This is a genomic window from Cellulosimicrobium composti, assembly GCF_009711085.1.
GTDB lineage: Bacteria > Actinomycetota > Actinomycetes > Actinomycetales > Cellulomonadaceae > Cellulosimicrobium > Cellulosimicrobium composti.
The window spans coordinates 202408-218140 of sequence record NZ_WMKA01000001.1 but is presented as its reverse complement, the minus strand read 5'-3'; the positions used below and the strand labels follow the sequence as shown (position 1 = coordinate 218140).

Annotated in this window: 16 protein-coding genes and 1 pseudogene; 15 read left to right on the top strand and 2 right to left on the bottom strand. The window is 75.4% G+C overall.

Annotation, left to right across the window (positions count from 1 at the left end; translation table 11 throughout):
* The 11 genes and pseudogenes from GJV82_RS19770 to mshA form a co-directional block, all read left to right on the top strand.
* A pseudogene (locus GJV82_RS19770) lies at positions 1-263 on the top strand (oxidoreductase); the annotation flags it as partial.
* Positions 260-1285, top strand: coding sequence for a pantoate--beta-alanine ligase (gene panC / locus GJV82_RS00935; RefSeq protein ID WP_155097899.1), 1026 nt, complete (start codon positions 260-262; stop codon positions 1283-1285). The pseudogene GJV82_RS19770 and the gene panC, both read left to right, overlap by 4 nt.
* A gap of 53 nt (positions 1286-1338) precedes the next feature.
* Positions 1339-1779: an aspartate 1-decarboxylase gene (gene panD, locus GJV82_RS00930; protein ID WP_034605323.1), complete on the top strand. Its 441-nt coding sequence runs from the start codon at positions 1339-1341 to the stop codon at positions 1777-1779.
* Positions 1776-3476, top strand: coding sequence for an L-aspartate oxidase (locus GJV82_RS00925; protein WP_318657137.1), 1701 nt, complete (start codon positions 1776-1778; stop codon positions 3474-3476). Before panD ends, GJV82_RS00925 begins: the two co-directional genes overlap by 4 nt.
* 67 nt (positions 3477-3543) lie before the next feature.
* Positions 3544-4002 carry a hypothetical protein gene (locus GJV82_RS00920; RefSeq protein WP_155097898.1) on the top strand — a complete coding sequence of 153 codons (459 nt, stop codon included), beginning with the start codon at positions 3544-3546 and terminating at the stop codon, positions 4000-4002.
* 58 nt (positions 4003-4060) lie between these two features.
* Positions 4061-5038 (top strand): carboxylating nicotinate-nucleotide diphosphorylase, encoded by a 978-nt coding sequence (gene nadC, locus GJV82_RS00915; RefSeq protein WP_318657136.1) that lies wholly within the window; start codon positions 4061-4063, stop codon positions 5036-5038.
* A 131-nt stretch (positions 5039-5169) separates the two neighbouring features.
* Positions 5170-6633 carry a lysine--tRNA ligase gene (gene lysS, locus GJV82_RS00910; RefSeq protein ID WP_155097936.1) on the top strand — a complete coding sequence of 488 codons (1464 nt, stop codon included), beginning with the start codon at positions 5170-5172 and terminating at the stop codon, positions 6631-6633.
* 26 nt (positions 6634-6659) lie between these two features.
* Positions 6660-6839, top strand: coding sequence for a hypothetical protein (locus GJV82_RS00905; RefSeq protein WP_024841932.1), 180 nt, complete (start codon positions 6660-6662; stop codon positions 6837-6839).
* A 177-nt stretch (positions 6840-7016) separates the two neighbouring features.
* Positions 7017-7352: a histone-like nucleoid-structuring protein Lsr2 gene (locus GJV82_RS00900; protein WP_318657135.1), complete on the top strand. Its 336-nt coding sequence runs from the start codon at positions 7017-7019 to the stop codon at positions 7350-7352.
* A 141-nt stretch (positions 7353-7493) separates the two neighbouring features.
* Positions 7494-8675 (top strand): lactonase family protein, encoded by a 1182-nt coding sequence (locus tag GJV82_RS00895; RefSeq protein ID WP_155097896.1) that lies wholly within the window; start codon positions 7494-7496, stop codon positions 8673-8675.
* A 68-nt stretch (positions 8676-8743) separates the two neighbouring features.
* Entirely contained in the window at positions 8744-10000 is a 1257-nt protein-coding gene (gene mshA / locus GJV82_RS00890) for a D-inositol-3-phosphate glycosyltransferase (RefSeq protein WP_155097935.1), read from the top strand.
* A 28-nt stretch (positions 10001-10028) separates the two neighbouring features.
* Here mshA and GJV82_RS00885 read toward each other — a convergent pair whose 3' ends face one another.
* A complete protein-coding gene (locus tag GJV82_RS00885; protein ID WP_155097895.1) occupies positions 10029-10475 on the bottom strand; it encodes a nitroreductase family deazaflavin-dependent oxidoreductase in 447 nt (148 codons plus the stop codon).
* A gap of 123 nt (positions 10476-10598) precedes the next feature.
* Between GJV82_RS00885 and GJV82_RS00880 the strand changes: the two genes are divergently transcribed.
* Positions 10599-11336 (top strand): phosphoglyceromutase, encoded by a 738-nt coding sequence (locus GJV82_RS00880; RefSeq protein WP_155097894.1) that lies wholly within the window; start codon positions 10599-10601, stop codon positions 11334-11336.
* A gap of 152 nt (positions 11337-11488) precedes the next feature.
* Here GJV82_RS00880 and phoU read toward each other — a convergent pair whose 3' ends face one another.
* Positions 11489-12172: a phosphate signaling complex protein PhoU gene (gene phoU, locus GJV82_RS00875; RefSeq protein WP_155097893.1), complete on the bottom strand. Its 684-nt coding sequence runs from the start codon at positions 12170-12172 to the stop codon at positions 11489-11491.
* 220 nt (positions 12173-12392) lie between these two features.
* On the opposite strand from phoU, the gene GJV82_RS00870 reads away from it, so the two are divergent.
* The 3 genes from GJV82_RS00870 to pstS all read left to right on the top strand — a co-directional run bounded on the left by GJV82_RS00870 (position 12393) and on the right by pstS (position 15685).
* A complete protein-coding gene (locus tag GJV82_RS00870; RefSeq protein ID WP_231492900.1) occupies positions 12393-13631 on the top strand; it encodes a sensor histidine kinase in 1239 nt (412 codons plus the stop codon).
* Positions 13628-14332, top strand: coding sequence for a response regulator transcription factor (locus GJV82_RS00865; protein WP_115943189.1), 705 nt, complete (start codon positions 13628-13630; stop codon positions 14330-14332). Before GJV82_RS00870 ends, GJV82_RS00865 begins: the two co-directional genes overlap by 4 nt.
* Positions 14333-14545: 213 nt before the next feature.
* A complete protein-coding gene (gene pstS, locus GJV82_RS00860) occupies positions 14546-15685 on the top strand; it encodes a phosphate ABC transporter substrate-binding protein PstS (RefSeq protein WP_024841923.1) in 1140 nt (379 codons plus the stop codon).
* Positions 15686-15733: the final 48 nt, after the last annotated feature.

Sequence of the window (15733 nt, the reverse complement as noted above, 5' to 3'; positions counted from 1 at the left end):
ACGTCGGGACGGTGCGCGAGCACCTGCGCGCCCTCGACGCGCTCGCCGCGACGAGCGACGCGGCCGACGTGCCGCCCACCTACCGGGCGCTCGGCCGGGCCGCCGCGGCCCGGGCGCGCGCGAGCGGCCGGCTCGACGAGGGCGCGGAGCGCGCGGTCCTCGACGCGCTCGACGACGCCTCCCCGGACGGCCCGCACGGCCCGCCCCGCGGGCCCCGGCCCGACGGCGACCAGGACCCGCACGACGACGAAGGAACAGCATGACCACCTCGCCCCGCCCGGAGGTCCCGGGCGCCCCGGCCGCGCCGTCCGGCGCGACGGACCGCACCCCGCGCGTCGTCACGACGCGCGCCGACCTGCGCACGACCCTCGACGCGTGGCGCGCGGACCACCCGCGCGCGCGGCGCGTCGTCGTCATGACGATGGGCGCCCTGCACGCCGGCCACCTCGAGCTCGTGCGCCGCGCGCGTGCCGAGGCCGGGCCGGGCGGCCAGGTCGTCGTCACCGACTTCGTCAACCCGCTCCAGTTCGGACCCGGCGAGGACTACGAGCGCTACCCGCGCGACGTCGCGGCGGACGTCGCGCTGCTCGCCGCCGCGGGCCCGGACGCGGCGGTCGACGTCGTGTTCGCCCCGGCCGCGGACGAGATGTACCCGGACCTCGCCGTGTCGGCAGGAGGCGCGGGCCCGGTCGTGCGCGTCACGTCGGGACGGTTCGGCACGGTGCTCGAGGGCGCGTCGCGCCCGGGCCACTTCGACGGCGTGCTCACCGTCGTGCTCAAGCTGCTCCACCTCGTGCGGCCCGACGCGGCGGTGTTCGGCGCCAAGGACGCCCAGCAGCTCCTCGCGGTGCGCCGCATGGTCGCCGACCTCGACCTCGACGTGGAGATCGTCGCGGTGCCCACGGTGCGCGAGGCGGACGGGCTGGCGCGCTCGTCGCGCAACGCCTACCTCTCGCCCGCCGAGCGCGACGAGGCGCTCGCGCTCAGCCGGGCGCTGCGCGCGGGGGCCGACGCCGCCGCGTCGGGTGCGGACGCGCCCGCCGTGCTGGCAGCCGTGCGGGGAATCCTCGACGCCGCCGACGGTGTTGAGGTGGATTACGTGGCGCTCGTCGATCCCGCTACCGTGGAGGACCTGGCGCCCGGCGCCGTCGGGCCCGGGCTCCTCCTGGTCGCGGCACGCGTGGGCACCACCCGACTCATCGACAACGCGACCGTCGAGATCGCGCCCGCGACCCGGGCCGACGACCCCGCCGGCCGTGCCCCCGCACCTGGAGGTACCGCGTGACCGCGCCGACCCCGCCGAGCCCGCAGCGCCGCCCGGCGTCCCTGCAGCGCCCCATGATGATCGGCAAGATCCACCGGGCGACGGTGACCCAGGCCGACCTGCACTACGTCGGCTCGATCACCGTGGACGCCGACCTGCTCGACGCCGCGGACCTCTACCCGGGTCAGCAGGTCGACGTCGTGGACGTCACCAACGGCGCGCGCCTGACGACGTACGTCATCCCGGGGGAGCGCGGCGCGGGCCAGGTCTGCATCAACGGCGCCGCGGCGCACCTCGTGCAGCCGGGCGACGTCGTCATCCTCATCGCCTACGGCATGCTCGACGACGCGGACGCGCGGACCTACCTGCCGCACGTCGTGTTCGTGGACGAGCACAACCGGATCGTCGAGCTCTCGGACGAGCCGGGACTCGTGCCCGCGGGCCACGGCCTCGAGGCGAGCGGCCTGCCCTTCGCGCCGTTCCGCGAGGGCGCGGACGTGGTGCGCCCCGCGTGAGCACGCCCGGCGCCGCGGCGCCCGTGCTCGCCCGGACCCTCGCCGCCCCGGCGCCGGGCTGGACGACGACGGTCGACGCCGTCGTCGTCGGGTCCGGCATCGCCGGCCTCACCGCGGCGCTCGAGCTGCGCACGCGCGTGCCGCACGTCCTGCTCGTGACGAAGGGCGAGCTGTCGTCCGGGTCGACGGTCTGGGCGCAGGGCGGCATCGCGGCGGCGCTCGACCCCGAGGACTCGCCCGAGGCGCACCTCGCGGACACGCTCGTCGCGGGCGTCGGCGTGTGCGACCCCGCCGCGGTCGAGGTGCTCGTCACCGAGGGCCCGGCGCGGGTGCGCGAGCTCGTGGCGCGCGGCGCGAACTTCGACCGCGCCGAGAACGGCGACATCGCGCTCACGCGCGAGGGCGGCCACCACGCGGACCGCATCGCGCACGCGGGCGGGGACGCGACGGGCGCCGAGATCTCGCGCGCGCTCGTCGCGCAGCTCGACGCCGTGCGCAGCGACCCGGGCATCGAGGTCATCGAGAACGCGCTCGTGCTCGACGTGCTCACCGGCACGTCCTCCACCGGCACGCCGGACGGCCCGGTCACGCGTGCGTGCGGCGTCACGCTCCACGTGCGCGGCGAGGGCACGCGCGACGGCGTCGGCGCGGTCCTCGCGCGCGCCGTCGTGCTCGCCACCGGGGGAGTGGGCCAGGTGTTCCGCTCCTCGACCAACCCGCCGCAGGCGACGGGCGACGGGATCGCGGCGGCCCTGCGTGCGGGCGCGACGCTCGGCGACCTCGAGTTCGTCCAGTTCCACCCGACGGTCCTGTGGCTCGGGCTCGGCGCCAAGGGCCAGCTCCCGCTCATCTCCGAGGCCGTGCGCGGCGAGGGCGCGATCCTGCTCGACACCGACGGCCACCGGTTCATGCCCGCGCAGCACCCCATGGCCGAGCTCGCGCCGCGCGACGTCGTGGCGCACGCGATCGTGCGGCAGATGGCCGCGACCGGCTCGGACCACGTGCTGCTCGACGCGCGCCACCTCGGCGCGGACTTCCTGCGCTCGCGCTTCCCGACGATCACCGAGCGGCTCGCGGAGAACGGGCTCGACTGGACCGAGGAGCCGGTCCCCGTGGCGCCCGCGCAGCACTACCACTCGGGCGGCGTCGTGACGGACCTGCACGGCCGGTCGACGCTCGACGGCCTCTACGCGATCGGGGAGGTCGCGTGCACGGGCGTGCACGGCGCGAACCGGCTTGCGTCCAACTCCCTGCTCGAGGGGCTCGTGTTCGCGCACCGCGCCGCGCGGCAGGTCACCGAGCGCGTGGCCGCGGGCGAGCTGGAGCAGGTCGAGCCGGTCGACCGTCCCGGGCCGTCCGCGCTCGTGGCGGCGGCGGCGCGCTCGCGGATCCAGTCGATCGCCTCGGCCGGTCCGGGCGTGATCCGCGACGGCGACGGCCTCGCCGCGGCCGCGGCACGCCTCGCCGCGGTCCGCACCGACGCGCACGAGGCGAGCGACGTCGTCGCGCAGCCGCAGGCCGCGGAGTGGGAGACGACGAACGTGCACCAGGTCGCGACCGCGCTCACCGCGGCCGCCGCCCTGCGCACCGAGAGCCGCGGCGGGCACTTCCGCACCGACCACCCGGACACCGACCCGGCGTGGGAGCGCCGCGTCGTCGTGTCGCTCGACGCCGACGGGACGCTGCGCGTCCGGTGACGCGCGCGACGCTCCCCGCGGCCCGCACGGCGGCCGCGGGACCGACCGGGCCTGGAGCGGGTCCGCCGTGACCGGAGGGTGGGCCGTGCTGGTCGCGGGCCTCGCGCTCGTCGGGTGGGTCGTGCTCCTCGACGTCGTCGTGGACGCGGAACGCCGCCTCGCCCGGTGGTGGGTCCCGCGGGCCGGCCGCCGCGGCGCGTGGGCCGGGCCGTGGTCGTTCGCCGTGTCGCTCGCGGCGCTCGCGGGCTACGGACTGCTCGTCGCGCTCGGGGACGCCGTGGGCCGGGCCGCGGGGAGCCCGGCGTGGGCCCTGGTCGTCCTCGTGCCCGCGCTCCTCGCGTACGCGCCGCTCGCCGTCGCGACCGCGCCGCTGACCCCCGGCCTGTACACGCGGTGGCGCGCCGAGCTGAGGGCGGCGGGCGCCGACCCCCGCCAGCAGCGGCGCATCGCGTGGTGGGCGGGGCCGCCGTCGCTGTTCGGGGTCGGCGCGCTCGCGCTGACGCTCGTCCCGCGGCTCGCGGGCTGACCACCCACGGCGACCGCGGCGCCGTCGGCGACGCCGCGAGCGGATACGGTGGGGCACCGTGAGCACCCCTGCCCAGCCCCGTCCCGAGCCCTCGTCCGACGCCCCGGCGCCGCGCGTCCCGACGCGCGTCGAGCCGGGCCTCGACACGGCATGGGTCGCCGAGACCGTCGCGCGGGCGCTCGACGAGGACCTCGGCGCCGCACCCGGTCGCGACGTGACGACGCAGGCGACCGTGCCGTCGTCGGCCACCGGCACCGCGCACCTCGTCGCGCGCGCGGACGGGGTCGTCGCGGGCCTCGTGGTCGTCGAGGAGGTGACGCGCCAGGTCGCCGAGCGGTTCGGGCTCCCGCGCGTCGAGGTCACGTTCGTCGCGTCCGACGGCGAGGCCGTGGGCCGGGGCCGCGTCCTCGCCGCGCTCACGGGCCCCGTCCAGGTGCTCCTGACCGCCGAGCGCACGCTGCTCAACCTCGCGAGCCGCGCGTCGGGCGTCGCGACGGCGACGCGTGCCTGGGCGCGCGAGCTCGCCGGCACCGGGGCCCAGGTCCTCGACACGCGCAAGACGACGCCCGGTCTGCGCGCGCTCGAGAAGTACGCCGTGCGTGCCGGGGGCGGGACGAACAAGCGCATGGGCCTGTACGACGTCGCGATGGTCAAGGACAACCACGTGGTGGCCGCCGGCTCGGTGAGCGCCGCGATCGACGCGATCCGCCGCACGTTCCCCGACGTGCTCGTGCAGGTCGAGGCGGACACGACCGCGCAGGCGCTCGAGGCCGTGTCCGCGGGCGCGGACTTCCTCCTCCTGGACAACATGCCCACGCCGGTGCTGGCCGAGACGGTCGCGGCCGTCCGGGTGCTCGAGGGCACGGACGGCGTGCCCGCGAAGGTCGAGCTCGAGGCGACGGGCAACCTCACGCTCGACCGGGCGCGCGAGGTCGCGGGCACGGGCGTCGACTACCTCTCCGTCGGCGCCCTGACACATTCGGCCCCGATCCTCGACCTCGCGCTCGACCTGCTCCCCGCGCCGCCGTCGCGCTAGGGGAGCCCTAGCCGCCGGGCCCGGGAGCCCGTGCGCGGCGCCGGTAGAATCCTCGGGTGACCTCCCCCGCCGGAACCCCCTCTCCTGCCGTGCCCGATCCCGAGGAGCACGTCGACGACGTGCCCGAGCAGATGCAGGTCCGCCGCGAGAAGCGCGAGCGGATCCTCGCGCGCGGCGAGGACGCGTACCCCGTCTCCGTGCCCCGCACGCACACGATCGCCGAGGTGCGGGCCGCCTACGCGCACCTGGAGACGGGCGAGGAGACGCAGGACGAGGTCGGCGTCGCGGGCCGCGTCGTGTTCCTGCGCAACACCGGCAAGCTCTGCTTCGCCACGCTGCAGGACGGCGCCGGGAACCGCCTCCAGGTCATGCTGAGCCAGGCGGTCGTCGGCGAGGAGTCGCTCGCGGCGTTCAAGGCCGACGTCGACCTCGGCGACCACCTGTTCGCGCACGGCCGCGTCATCAGCTCGCGCCGCGGCGAGCTGAGCGTGTTCGCCGACGCGTGGCAGATCGCCGCGAAGGCGCTGCGCCCGCTCCCCGTGCTCCACAAGGAGCTGTCGGAGGAGGCGCGCGTGCGCCAGCGCTACGTGGACCTCATCGCGCGCCCGGCCGCCCGGGACACCGTGCGCCTGCGCGCCGCCGTCGTGCGCTCGATCCGCGAGAACTTCTGGGAGCGCGGATTCGTCGAGGTCGAGACGCCGATGCTGCAGACGCGTCCGGAAGGCGCCGCCGCGCGCCAGTTCGAGACGCACATGAATGCATTCGACATCGACCTGTTCCTGCGTATCGCGCCCGAGCTGTTCCTCAAGCGCGCGGCGGTCGGCGGCGTCGAGAAGGTGTTCGAGATCAACCGCAACTTCCGCAACGAGGGCGTGGACTCCACGCACTCGCCGGAATTCGCGATGCTCGAGGCGTACGAGGCGTACGGCGACTACGACACCATGGCGGTGCTCACCCAGGATCTCGTGCAGCGCGCGGCGCAGGACGCGCTCGGCACGACCCTCGTCACGCTCGCCGACGGGACGGAGTACGACCTCGGCGGTGAATGGACGCAGCTGAAGATGTACGACTCGCTGTCGGACGCGCTGGGCGAGGCCGTGACGCCGGAGACGTCGGTCGAGACGCTGCTGACCTACGCGGAGAAGTTCGAGCTCTCGTTCGACCCGAAGAACGTCAACCACGGCAAGCTCGTCGAGGGCCTGTGGGAGCACCTCGTGGGCGACCACCTCGTCGCCCCGACGTTCGTGCGCGACTTCCCCGTCGAGACCTCCCCGCTCACGCGCGACCACCGCACGGTGCGGGGCCAGGTCGAGAAGTGGGACCTCTACGTGCGCGGCGTCGAGCTCGCGACGGCGTACTCCGAGCTCGTCGACCCCGTCGTGCAGCGTCAGCGCTTCGAGGCGCAGGCCCTGCTCGCGGCGGCGGGCGACGAGGAGGCCATGCGCATCGACGAGGACTTCCTCACCGCGATGGAGTACGCCATGCCGCCGTCGGGCGGCATGGGCCTCGGCATCGACCGCCTCCTCATGGCGCTCACCGGCCTCGGTATCCGCGAGACCATCCTCTTCCCGCTCGTGAAGCCCGCGCAGCAGTAGCGCGCGGCAGACCTAGGATCGACAGCATGGACATCTGGCCCACCGTCGCGGCGCTGATCCCCTCGATCGGCGTCGGCGTGCTCTTCTACGTCGCGATGCGCGCGATCGTGCGCGCCGACCGCAACGAGCGCGCCGCGCTCGCGCGGCTGGACGAGGAGGAGGCGCGGGCCGCGGCGGCCCAGGCCGCCCCCGTCCGCGAGCCCTGATCGTCGGCCGGGCATTTCCGGGCCGGAAATCGACGGAACAAATGTACCGGTGTCCAAGAATGCACGCGGATCACGGAAGAGCGAAGCCCGCGGAACAGCGTGTCCAATTGACGCTCGCGTCGTCACGATGGCATCCTGGCGAGGACAATTCTTCCCGTGAGACGTGAGGTAACCACAGTGGCCCAGAAAGTCCAGGTAATTCTCGTCGACGACCTCGACGGTGGGGCGGCCGACGAGACCGTCACGTTCGCCCTCGACGGGGTCTCGTACGAGATCGACCTGAGCACCAAGAATGCGCAGGAGCTGCGCGACGCGTTCGCGTCCTGGGTCGGCAACGCCCGCAAGGTCTCCTCCCGCACGAGCACGACGCGCCCCGCCCGGCGCAGCGCCCGCTCGGCCGGCTCGGCGCGCGCGACGGAGGTCCGCGAGTGGGCGCGTGCGAACGGCTACACGGTCAACGACCGGGGCCGCATCTCGCAGGAGATCCAGGCGGCGTACGACGCCGCGCACTGACGCGTCCCGCACACCGCGTACGCCGGGGGCGCCCGGTCGACGAGCACCGTCGGCCGGGCGCCCTTTCGCGTCTCCCGCCGCGCCCGCTCCGTCGCCCCGCCCGGTGCCCGGGGCGGCGGCCCGGCGAACTAGGCTCGGGGCATGACCTCCGCGACCCGCGCCCTCTGGATCGGCACCTACCCGCACCCCACGGGAGGTCCGGAGGGGGTGTGGCGCGTCGAGCTCGACGCGGACGTCGTGGCGGGGACGGGGTCGTTCGTGGGCGGCGCGCCGGCCGCCCCGTCGCCCTCGGCGTCGTTCCTCGCGCTCGACGGGGCCACGCTGTACGCCGTCGGGGAGACCGAGTCGGGCTCGGTGTCGGCGTTCGCCGTCGGGCCCGACGGCGGCCTCGAGCGTCGCGGCGAGCCCGTCGCGACGGGCGGCTCCTTCCCGTGCCACGTCACCGTGAGCGGTGACGTGCTCGTCGCGAACTACGGTGACGGCGTCCTCACGGTCGTGCCGACGGCGGACGACGGCGCGTTCGAGGGGGCGTCCGACGGCGGCCCGCGCCGGCAGCGGCATGCGGGGACCGGCCCGGTCGCCGACCGCCAGGAGGGTCCGCACGCCCACTTCGTCGCGCCGCTCGCCCACCTCGGCGCCGCCGACGACGGCAGCGGTGACGTGCTCGTCGTCGACCTGGGCACCGACGAGCTGCGCCGGCACGACCCCGGCGCGCCCGACGGCACCGCGCCGCGCGTCGTCGCGACCTTCCCCCCGGGCACGGGCCCGCGGCACCTCGCGGCGCTCCCGTCGGGCCACCTCGTGGTCGTGGGCGAGCTCGACCCCGCCGTGTTCGTCCTCGCGCCCGTCGACGGCCCCGACGGCGCGCGCACCTACGACGTCGTCGCGCGCCACGACGCCACGCACGCTCCGGCTCCCGCCGACGGCGCGAACTACCCCTCGCACGTCGCGGTCACGGCCGACGGCAAGCGCGTCCTCGTCGCGGTGCGCGGTGCCGACGTGCTCGCCGTGCACGCGGTGGAGCCCGGCGCCGAGGGCGGCGTGCCCGCCCTGCGCCACCTCGCCGACTCGCCCGTGGGCGGCGCGTGGCCGCGCCACTTCGCGGTCCTCTCGGGCGACGCGGGGGAGGGGGGCGAGGTGCTGCACGACCTCGTCGTCGTCGCGAACCAGAACGACGACCCCCTGATCGAGCGGGCCGTCGCGGCCGGCCCGGAGCAGCCGACGTCGAACCTCGCGCTGCTGCGCGTGCGCCGCTCGGACGGCGCGGCGCACGTGCTCGACGTGCTCGCGCTCCCGTCGCCGGCGTGCGTCGTGGAAGCCTGACCGCGGTGACCGCGCTCGAGCTGCCGGGGGGCGTCTCCCCGGACCCGGCGACCCCTCTGCGCGTCGCGATGCTCTCGGTGCACACGTCGCCGCTCGACCAGCCGGGCACCGGCGACGCGGGCGGCATGAACGTGTACGTCACCGAGCTGGCGCACGCGCTCGCGCGCCGCGGCACGCAGGTGGAGATCTTCACGCGCGCGACCGCGTCGAGCCAGCCTCCCGCCGTGGAGGTGTCCGACGGCGTGACGGTGCGTCACGTCGTCGCGGGCCCGTTCGAGGGGCTCGACAAGCACGACCTGCCCGGACAGCTCTGCGCGTTCACCGCGGGCGTGCTGCGCGCGGAGGCCCGGCACCGCGAGGGCTGGTACGACGTGGTGCACACCCACTACTGGCTCTCGGGCCAGGTGGGGTGGCTCGCGGCCGACCGCTGGGACGTCCCGCTCGTGCACACGATGCACACGCTCGCGCGCGTGAAGAACGCGGCCCTCGCGCCGGGCGACGCGCCCGAGCCGCTGGGCCGCATCATCGGCGAGGAGCAGGTCGTCGCCGAGGCGGACGCGCTCGTCGCGAGCACCGACGCCGAGGCCGAGGACCTCGTGCGCGACTACGCCGCCGACCCGGCGCGCGTGCACGTCGTCCCACCCGGCGTCGACCTCGACCTGTTCTCCCCGTCCCCCGGTGCGACGTCGGGTGACGCGACGGCGCGCCGCGCGCACCGTCGCGGGCTGCGCGCGGAGCTGGGGCTGCCCGTCGACGGCGGGCTCGTGCTCTTCGCGGGCCGCGTGCAGCCGCTCAAGGGGCCCGACGTCCTCGTCCGGGCGCTCGGCGTGCTCGCCGAGCGGGGTGAGCCCGTGCCGACGCTCGTCGTCCTCGGCGGGCCGAGCGGCCGCCCGACGGCCGTGCGCGAGCTCGAGGCGCTCGCCTACCAGGTGGGGGTCAGCGACCGGCTCGTGGTGCGCCCGCCCGTGCGGCGGGACGAGCTCGTGCGCTGGTACCGCGCGGCCGACGTCGTCGCCGTGCCGTCGCACAACGAGACGTTCGGCCTCGTCGCCGCCGAGGCCGAGGCGAGCGGGACGCCCGTCGTCGCGGCGGCGGTCGGCGGCCTGCGCACCGTCGTCGAGGACCAGGTGTCGGGCGTGCTCGTCCCGGGTCACGACCCGCAGACATGGGCGCGCGTGCTCGCGGACCTGCTCGCCGACGACGCGCGCCTCGCCCGGTTCGGCGACGGCGCCCGGCGCGCGGGCGAGCGCTTCGGCTGGGACGCCGCCGCGCTGCGCATGCTCGACGTCTACGCGCAGGCCCGCAAGGTCCGCGCCGCGCGCTGAGCCCGCGCCCGGGCCGATCGGTCGTGCGTCAGGCGCCCGGCTCGCCGCGCTCCAGGACGAGGACCGGGATCTCGCGCGTCGTGCGCTCCTGGTAGTCGGCGTACGGCGGGTACGCCGCGACGGCGCGCTCCCACCACAGCGCCTTCTCCTCGCCGTGCACCTCGCGCGCGACGTAGTCGTGGCGCTCCGGCCCGTCCTGCAGCTCGACGCGCGGGTGCGCGACCACGTTGTGGTACCAGACGGGGTGCTTCGGCGCGCCCCCGAGCGACGCGACGACCGCGTACGTGCCGTCGTGCTCGACGCGCATGAGCGGCGTCTTGCGGACCTTGCCCGTGCGGCGCCCGACGGTCGTGAGGACGACGACCGGCATCCCGTTCAGGGTCGTGCTGCGCGTCCCGCCGGACGACTCGTAGGCCTCGGCCTGCCGGCGTGACCAGGTGCTCGGGCTGGGTGCGTACTCTCCGTCGATCGGCATGTGAGCGGCAACGCGCGGGCCGCGCCGCCGATTCCCGGACCTTCGTCCCACGGCCGGCGGCGTCGGTCACCACCACGTGGGACGCCCGTGCCCGCGCGCCGGACGGTGCGGCAGGATGGAGCCATGACCTACACCCTCGTGCTGCTCCGCCACGGCGAGAGCGAATGGAACGCCAAGAACCTGTTCACCGGCTGGGTGGACGTCGCCCTGTCGGAGAAGGGGACCGAGGAGGCGAAGCGCGGCGGTCAGCTCCTCACCGAGGCCGGCGTCTCGCCCGACGTCGTGCACACCTCGCTCCTGCGCCGCGCCATCACGACGGCGAACCTCGCGCTCGACGCGGCGGACCGCCACTGGATCCCCGTGAAGCGGTCGTGGCGCCTCAACGAGCGTCACTACGGCGCGCTCCAGGGCAAGAACAAGAAGCAGACGCTCGAGGAGTTCGGCGAGGAGCAGTTCATGCTCTGGCGCCGCTCGTACGACGTCCCGCCGCCGGAGATCGAGCTCGGCTCGGAGTTCTCGCAGGACGCGGACCCGCGCTACGCCGACGCCCCCGTGGTGCGCACCGAGTGCCTCAAGGACGTGCTCGAGCGCGCCCTGCCGTACTGGGAGAGCGAGGTCGTCCCGGACCTCAAGGCCGGCAAGACCGTGCTCGTCGCCGCGCACGGCAACTCGCTGCGCGCGCTCGTCAAGCACCTCGACGGCATCTCCGACGAGGACATCGCCGGGCTCAACATCCCGACGGGCATCCCGCTGCTCTACGAGCTCGACGAGAACCTCGTCCCGGTCACCGAGGGCGGGCGCTACCTCGACCCGGAGGCCGCCGCGGAGGCCGCCGCCGCGGTCGCGAACCAGGGCCGCTGACCGCGCGACCCGCACGCACGACGACGGCCCGCCCCGGGAGCTCCGGGGCGGGCCGTCGTCGCGAGGTGGAGCCGCGTGCACCGAGGTGGGGGCCCGCGGGTTCTCGCTCGAGACCGGAGGCTCTCCCTCGCGGGCGGGCCGTGGCCCCGTCGTCAGGCGGTGGCGCGGGCGGGGCCCGCGGGCGCGCCGCGGTCGTCGGCGAAGTCGCCCGTGACGAGGTAGGTCACGCGCTTGGCGATCGACACGCCGTGGTCGCCGAACCGCTCGTAGTAGCGGCCCACGAGCGTCACGTCGACCGTCTCCTGCGGCGTGCCCGTCCACGTGCCGTCGAGCAGCGCCGTGAACGTGTCCTGGTGCAGCGAGTCGAGCAGGTCGTCGTCGCGCTGCACGTTCGCCGCGACGGTGAGGTCGCGCGTCGTGAGGAGCGTCGTCGTGCGCCGCGCGACCCGCACCGCGGCGTCGTGCATCTGCTCGAACGTCCGGTGCAGCGTCGGCACGACGGCGTGCGCCGGGTACCGTCCGCGCGCGACCTGCGCGATGTGGCGCGCCAGGTCGCCCATCCGCTCGAGCGTCGCGCTCATCCGCAGCGCGCTGACGACGACCCGCAGGTCGGTCGCCACGGGCTGCTGCTGCGCGAGGAGCAGGACGCAGCGCTCGTCGAGCTCGCGCTCGAGCGCGTCGATCGTCCGGTCGTCGCCGATGACCGACTGCGCGAGCTGGAGGTCCGCCGTGAGGAGCGCCTGCCCGGCGCGGTTCACGGCCGACTCGACCAGCCGGCTCATCTCGGCCAGGTCGTCGCCGACCTGCTTCAGCTCGGCCTCGAAGATCTCCCGCATCGCTTCCCTCTCGTCGTGACCAGCCCGTCCGGTCCGGTGACGGCGTGCGCGCCGGCACGCCGCACGGCGCCCGGGCACGCCGTGGGCTCCGGTCACGCTCGCAGGCCCGGTCGACCGCGCGGTGAACGGCAGGACGCGGCCAGGTGAACTCTTGGCGGCACGGGCCCCGCACGGCCCTCTCGCGGCCGGGACGACGCGTGCGCGACCGTACGCTGGACGCGTGGAAGCCGAGAGTCTGATCGAGGGCGCGACCGTGCTGCTCGCGGGCGTCGTGGGCGTGGTGGTGGGCGTCATCGCTGCGATCGCGTTCCGCGTGAGCGAGCGCCAGCAGCGCGCGGCCCGGCCGGAGCCGGCGCCCGAGCTCGACGAGGGTCTCGTGCGCGTGCTCGCGGTGCTGCGCTCGGCGGCCGTCGTGCTCGACGACGAGGGCGAGGTCGTGCGGGCCAGCCCGCCCGCGTACGCGCTCGGCGTGGTGCGCGGCGACGTGATCGCGCACGCCGCGATCCGCGACATGATCGACGACGTCCGCAAGGACGGCGTCATCCGCGACGAGGAGCTCGAGCTCCCGCGCGGCCCGGTCGGCCGCGGCACGGTGATGCTCCAGGTCCGCGTCGCCCAGGTGGGGCCGCGCAACGTGCTCGTGCTCGCCGAGGACCGGACCGAGGCACGGCGCGTCGAGGCGATCCGCCGCGACTTCGTCGTCAACGTGTCGCACGAGCTGAAGACGCCCGTGGGCGCGCTCGCGCTGCTCGCCGAGACGGTGCAGGACGCCGCGGACGACCCCGTCGCCGTCCGGCGCTTCGCCGCGCGCATGCAGTCGGAGGCGACACGGTTGTCCGCGCTCGTGCAGGAGATCATCGAGCTCTCGCGCCTCCAGGTCGCCGGCGCGCTCCAGGAGGTCACGGTCGTGCCCGTGCGCGGGGTGGTCGAGGAGGCCGTCGACCGCGCGCGCACGACCGCGCAGGGCAAGGGCATCACGCTCACGACGGGCGGCGAGCTCGACGCCGCCGTCTACGGCGACCACAACCTGCTCGTGACCGCCGTCCGCAACCTGCTCGACAACGCGGTCGCCTACTCGGGCGAGAACACGCGCGTCGGGGTGGGCGTGACGCGCTCGGGCGACCTCGTCGAGATCGCCGTCGTGGACCAGGGGATCGGCATCGCGGCGGACGAGCAGGCGCGCGTCTTCGAGCGGTTCTACCGCGTGGACCCGGCGCGCTCGCGCGACACCGGGGGCACGGGCCTGGGGCTGAGCATCGTCAAGCACGTCGCGGCCGACCACGGCGGCGAGGTCACGATGTGGTCCGAGCCGGGGCGCGGCTCGACCTTTACGCTGCGCATCCCGGCTGCGGGGGAGACCGCGCCGGCCGAGGCGGACCAGCGGGGGCAGGACGACGAGCGGCAGCCCGTGGAGGCCGCCGCACCCGACGACGGACAGGACGAGGAGGTAGACGCGTGACGCGCATCCTGGTGGTGGAGGACGAGGAGTCGTACCGCGACCCGTTGACGTACCAGCTGCGGCGCGAGGGCTTCGACGTGGTGGAGGCCGCGACGGGCACCGAGGCGCTCGAGCGGTACGACGCGGACGGGGCCGACCTCGTGCTCCTCGACCTCATGCTCCCCGGCCTGAGCGGCACCGAGGTGTGCCGCGAGCTGCGGCAGCGCGGGGACGTCCCCGTCATCATGCTCACCGCGAAGGACTCGGAGATCGACAAGGTCGTGGGCCTGGAGCTGGGCGCCGACGACTACGTGACCAAGCCGTACTCGTTCCGCGAGCTGCTCGCGCGCGTGCGCGCCGTGCTGCGCCGCAAGGGCGGGGAGAACGGGGGCGAGCCCGCCGGGGACGGCGCGCTCGAGGTCGGTCCGGTGCGCATGGACGTCGAGCGCCACACGGTGAGCGTCGACGGGCAGGTCGTGCCGTTCCCGCTCAAGGAGTTCGAGCTCCTCGAGCTGCTCCTGCGCAACGCCGGGCGCGTGCTCACGCGCGGGCAGCTCATCGACCGCGTGTGGGGCACGGACTACGTGGGCGACACCAAGACGCTCGACGTCCACGTCAAGCGCATCCGGTCGAAGATCGAGCCCGAGCCCGCGAGCCCGCGCTACCTGCTCACGGTGCGCGGCCTGGGGTACAAGATCGCGGACGGGGTGGGCCAGGCCTGACGCCGCCCGACCGGCCCGCGCGGCGCGCGCACGGCCCCGGCACGTCCTGCGAGGACGGCCGGGGCCGTCGTCGTCGGGCGGCACGGAAGGTCTGTGCACTGTTCATCCGTCGTTCACCCGCTCTCGGGCGGCGCGTCACCCGGCGCTCCTAGCGTCGGGCTCGTCACCGGCGCTCGCTGGTGCACGAGACGCTTGAACAGGATGGAACGACACGTGAAGCTCAGCCGAATCTCCCGTGCTGGATCCGCCGTCGCGATCGGCGCGCTCGCGCTGACCCTCGCCGCGTGCGGGTCGGACGACCCCGTCGGCGGCGCCGGCGGCGACGCCACCGGCCCGGCCGACGGCTCGTCCGAGACCGCGAGCGACCTCAGCGGCGAGCTCAACGGCGCCGGGGCGAGCTCGCAGGAGTCCGCGATGGAGGCGTGGCGCGCCGGGTTCCAGAGCGCGAACCCCGACGTCACGGTGAACTACGACCCCGTCGGCTCCGGCGGCGGCCGCACCCAGTTCCTCGAGGGCGGGGTCGCGTTCGCCGGCTCGGACGCGGTGCTCAAGGACGAGGAGATCACGCAGTCGCAGGCCGTGTGCGGCCCCGACGGCGCGATCGACCTGCCGGTCTACGTCAGCCCGATCGCGATCATCTACAACCTGCCGGAGGTCGCGGAGCTCAACCTCGCGCCGGCCACCATCGCGGGGATCTTCAACGGCACCATCACGCGGTGGGACGCCCCGGAGATCGCGGCCGACAACCCGGGCACGACGCTCCCCGACCTCGCGATCACGCCGGTCCACCGCTCGGACGAGTCGGGCACGACCGAGAACTTCACCGAGTACCTCGCCGCGACGGCGGGCGACGCCTGGGGCCACGAGCCGAGCGGCGACTGGCCGACGCAGGGCGGCGAGTCCGCGCAGGGCACGTCGGGCGTCGTGCAGACCGTCCAGGGCGGCGAGGGCACCATCGGCTACGCCGACGCCTCGAAGGCCGGCGACCTCGGCACCGCGAAGATCAAGGTCGGCGAGGAGTGGGTCGCGTACTCGCCCGAGGCCGCCGCGAAGGTCGTCGACGCGTCGCCGCGCGTCGAGGGCCGCGCCGAGCACGACATCGCGGTCGAGCTGGACCGCACCACGACGGAGGCCGGCGCCTACCCGCTCGTGCTCGTCTCGTACGCGATCGCGTGCACGAGCTACGAGGACGAGGCGACGGGCGACCTCGTCAAGGCGTTCCTCACCTACCTCTCGAGCGAGGAGGGCCAGGCGGCCTCCGCGTCGGCCGCGGGCAGCGCGCCGATCTCGGAGGACCTGCGCACCGACGTCCACGCCGCGATCGAGGCCATCACCGTCGGCACCGTCGGCTGACGACCCGCGGACGCCAGGGGCGGCGGGGCCTGCGGGCCCCGCCGCCCC

Coding starts and splice junctions, on each gene's coding strand:
- GJV82_RS00895 (WP_155097896.1), top strand. CDS start 7,494: ATGACCTCCGCGACCCGCGCCCTCTGGATCGGCACCTACCCGCACCCC.
- panC (WP_155097899.1), top strand. CDS start 260: ATGACCACCTCGCCCCGCCCGGAGGTCCCGGGCGCCCCGGCCGCGCCG.
- panD (WP_034605323.1), top strand. CDS start 1,339: ATGATGATCGGCAAGATCCACCGGGCGACGGTGACCCAGGCCGACCTG.
- GJV82_RS00905 (WP_024841932.1), top strand. CDS start 6,660: ATGGACATCTGGCCCACCGTCGCGGCGCTGATCCCCTCGATCGGCGTC.
- lysS (WP_155097936.1), top strand. CDS start 5,170: ATGCAGGTCCGCCGCGAGAAGCGCGAGCGGATCCTCGCGCGCGGCGAG.
- mshA (WP_155097935.1), top strand. CDS start 8,744: ATGCTCTCGGTGCACACGTCGCCGCTCGACCAGCCGGGCACCGGCGAC.
- GJV82_RS00880 (WP_155097894.1), top strand. CDS start 10,599: ATGACCTACACCCTCGTGCTGCTCCGCCACGGCGAGAGCGAATGGAAC.
- GJV82_RS00885 (WP_155097895.1), bottom strand. CDS start 10,475: ATGCCGATCGACGGAGAGTACGCACCCAGCCCGAGCACCTGGTCACGC.
- phoU (WP_155097893.1), bottom strand. CDS start 12,172: ATGCGGGAGATCTTCGAGGCCGAGCTGAAGCAGGTCGGCGACGACCTG.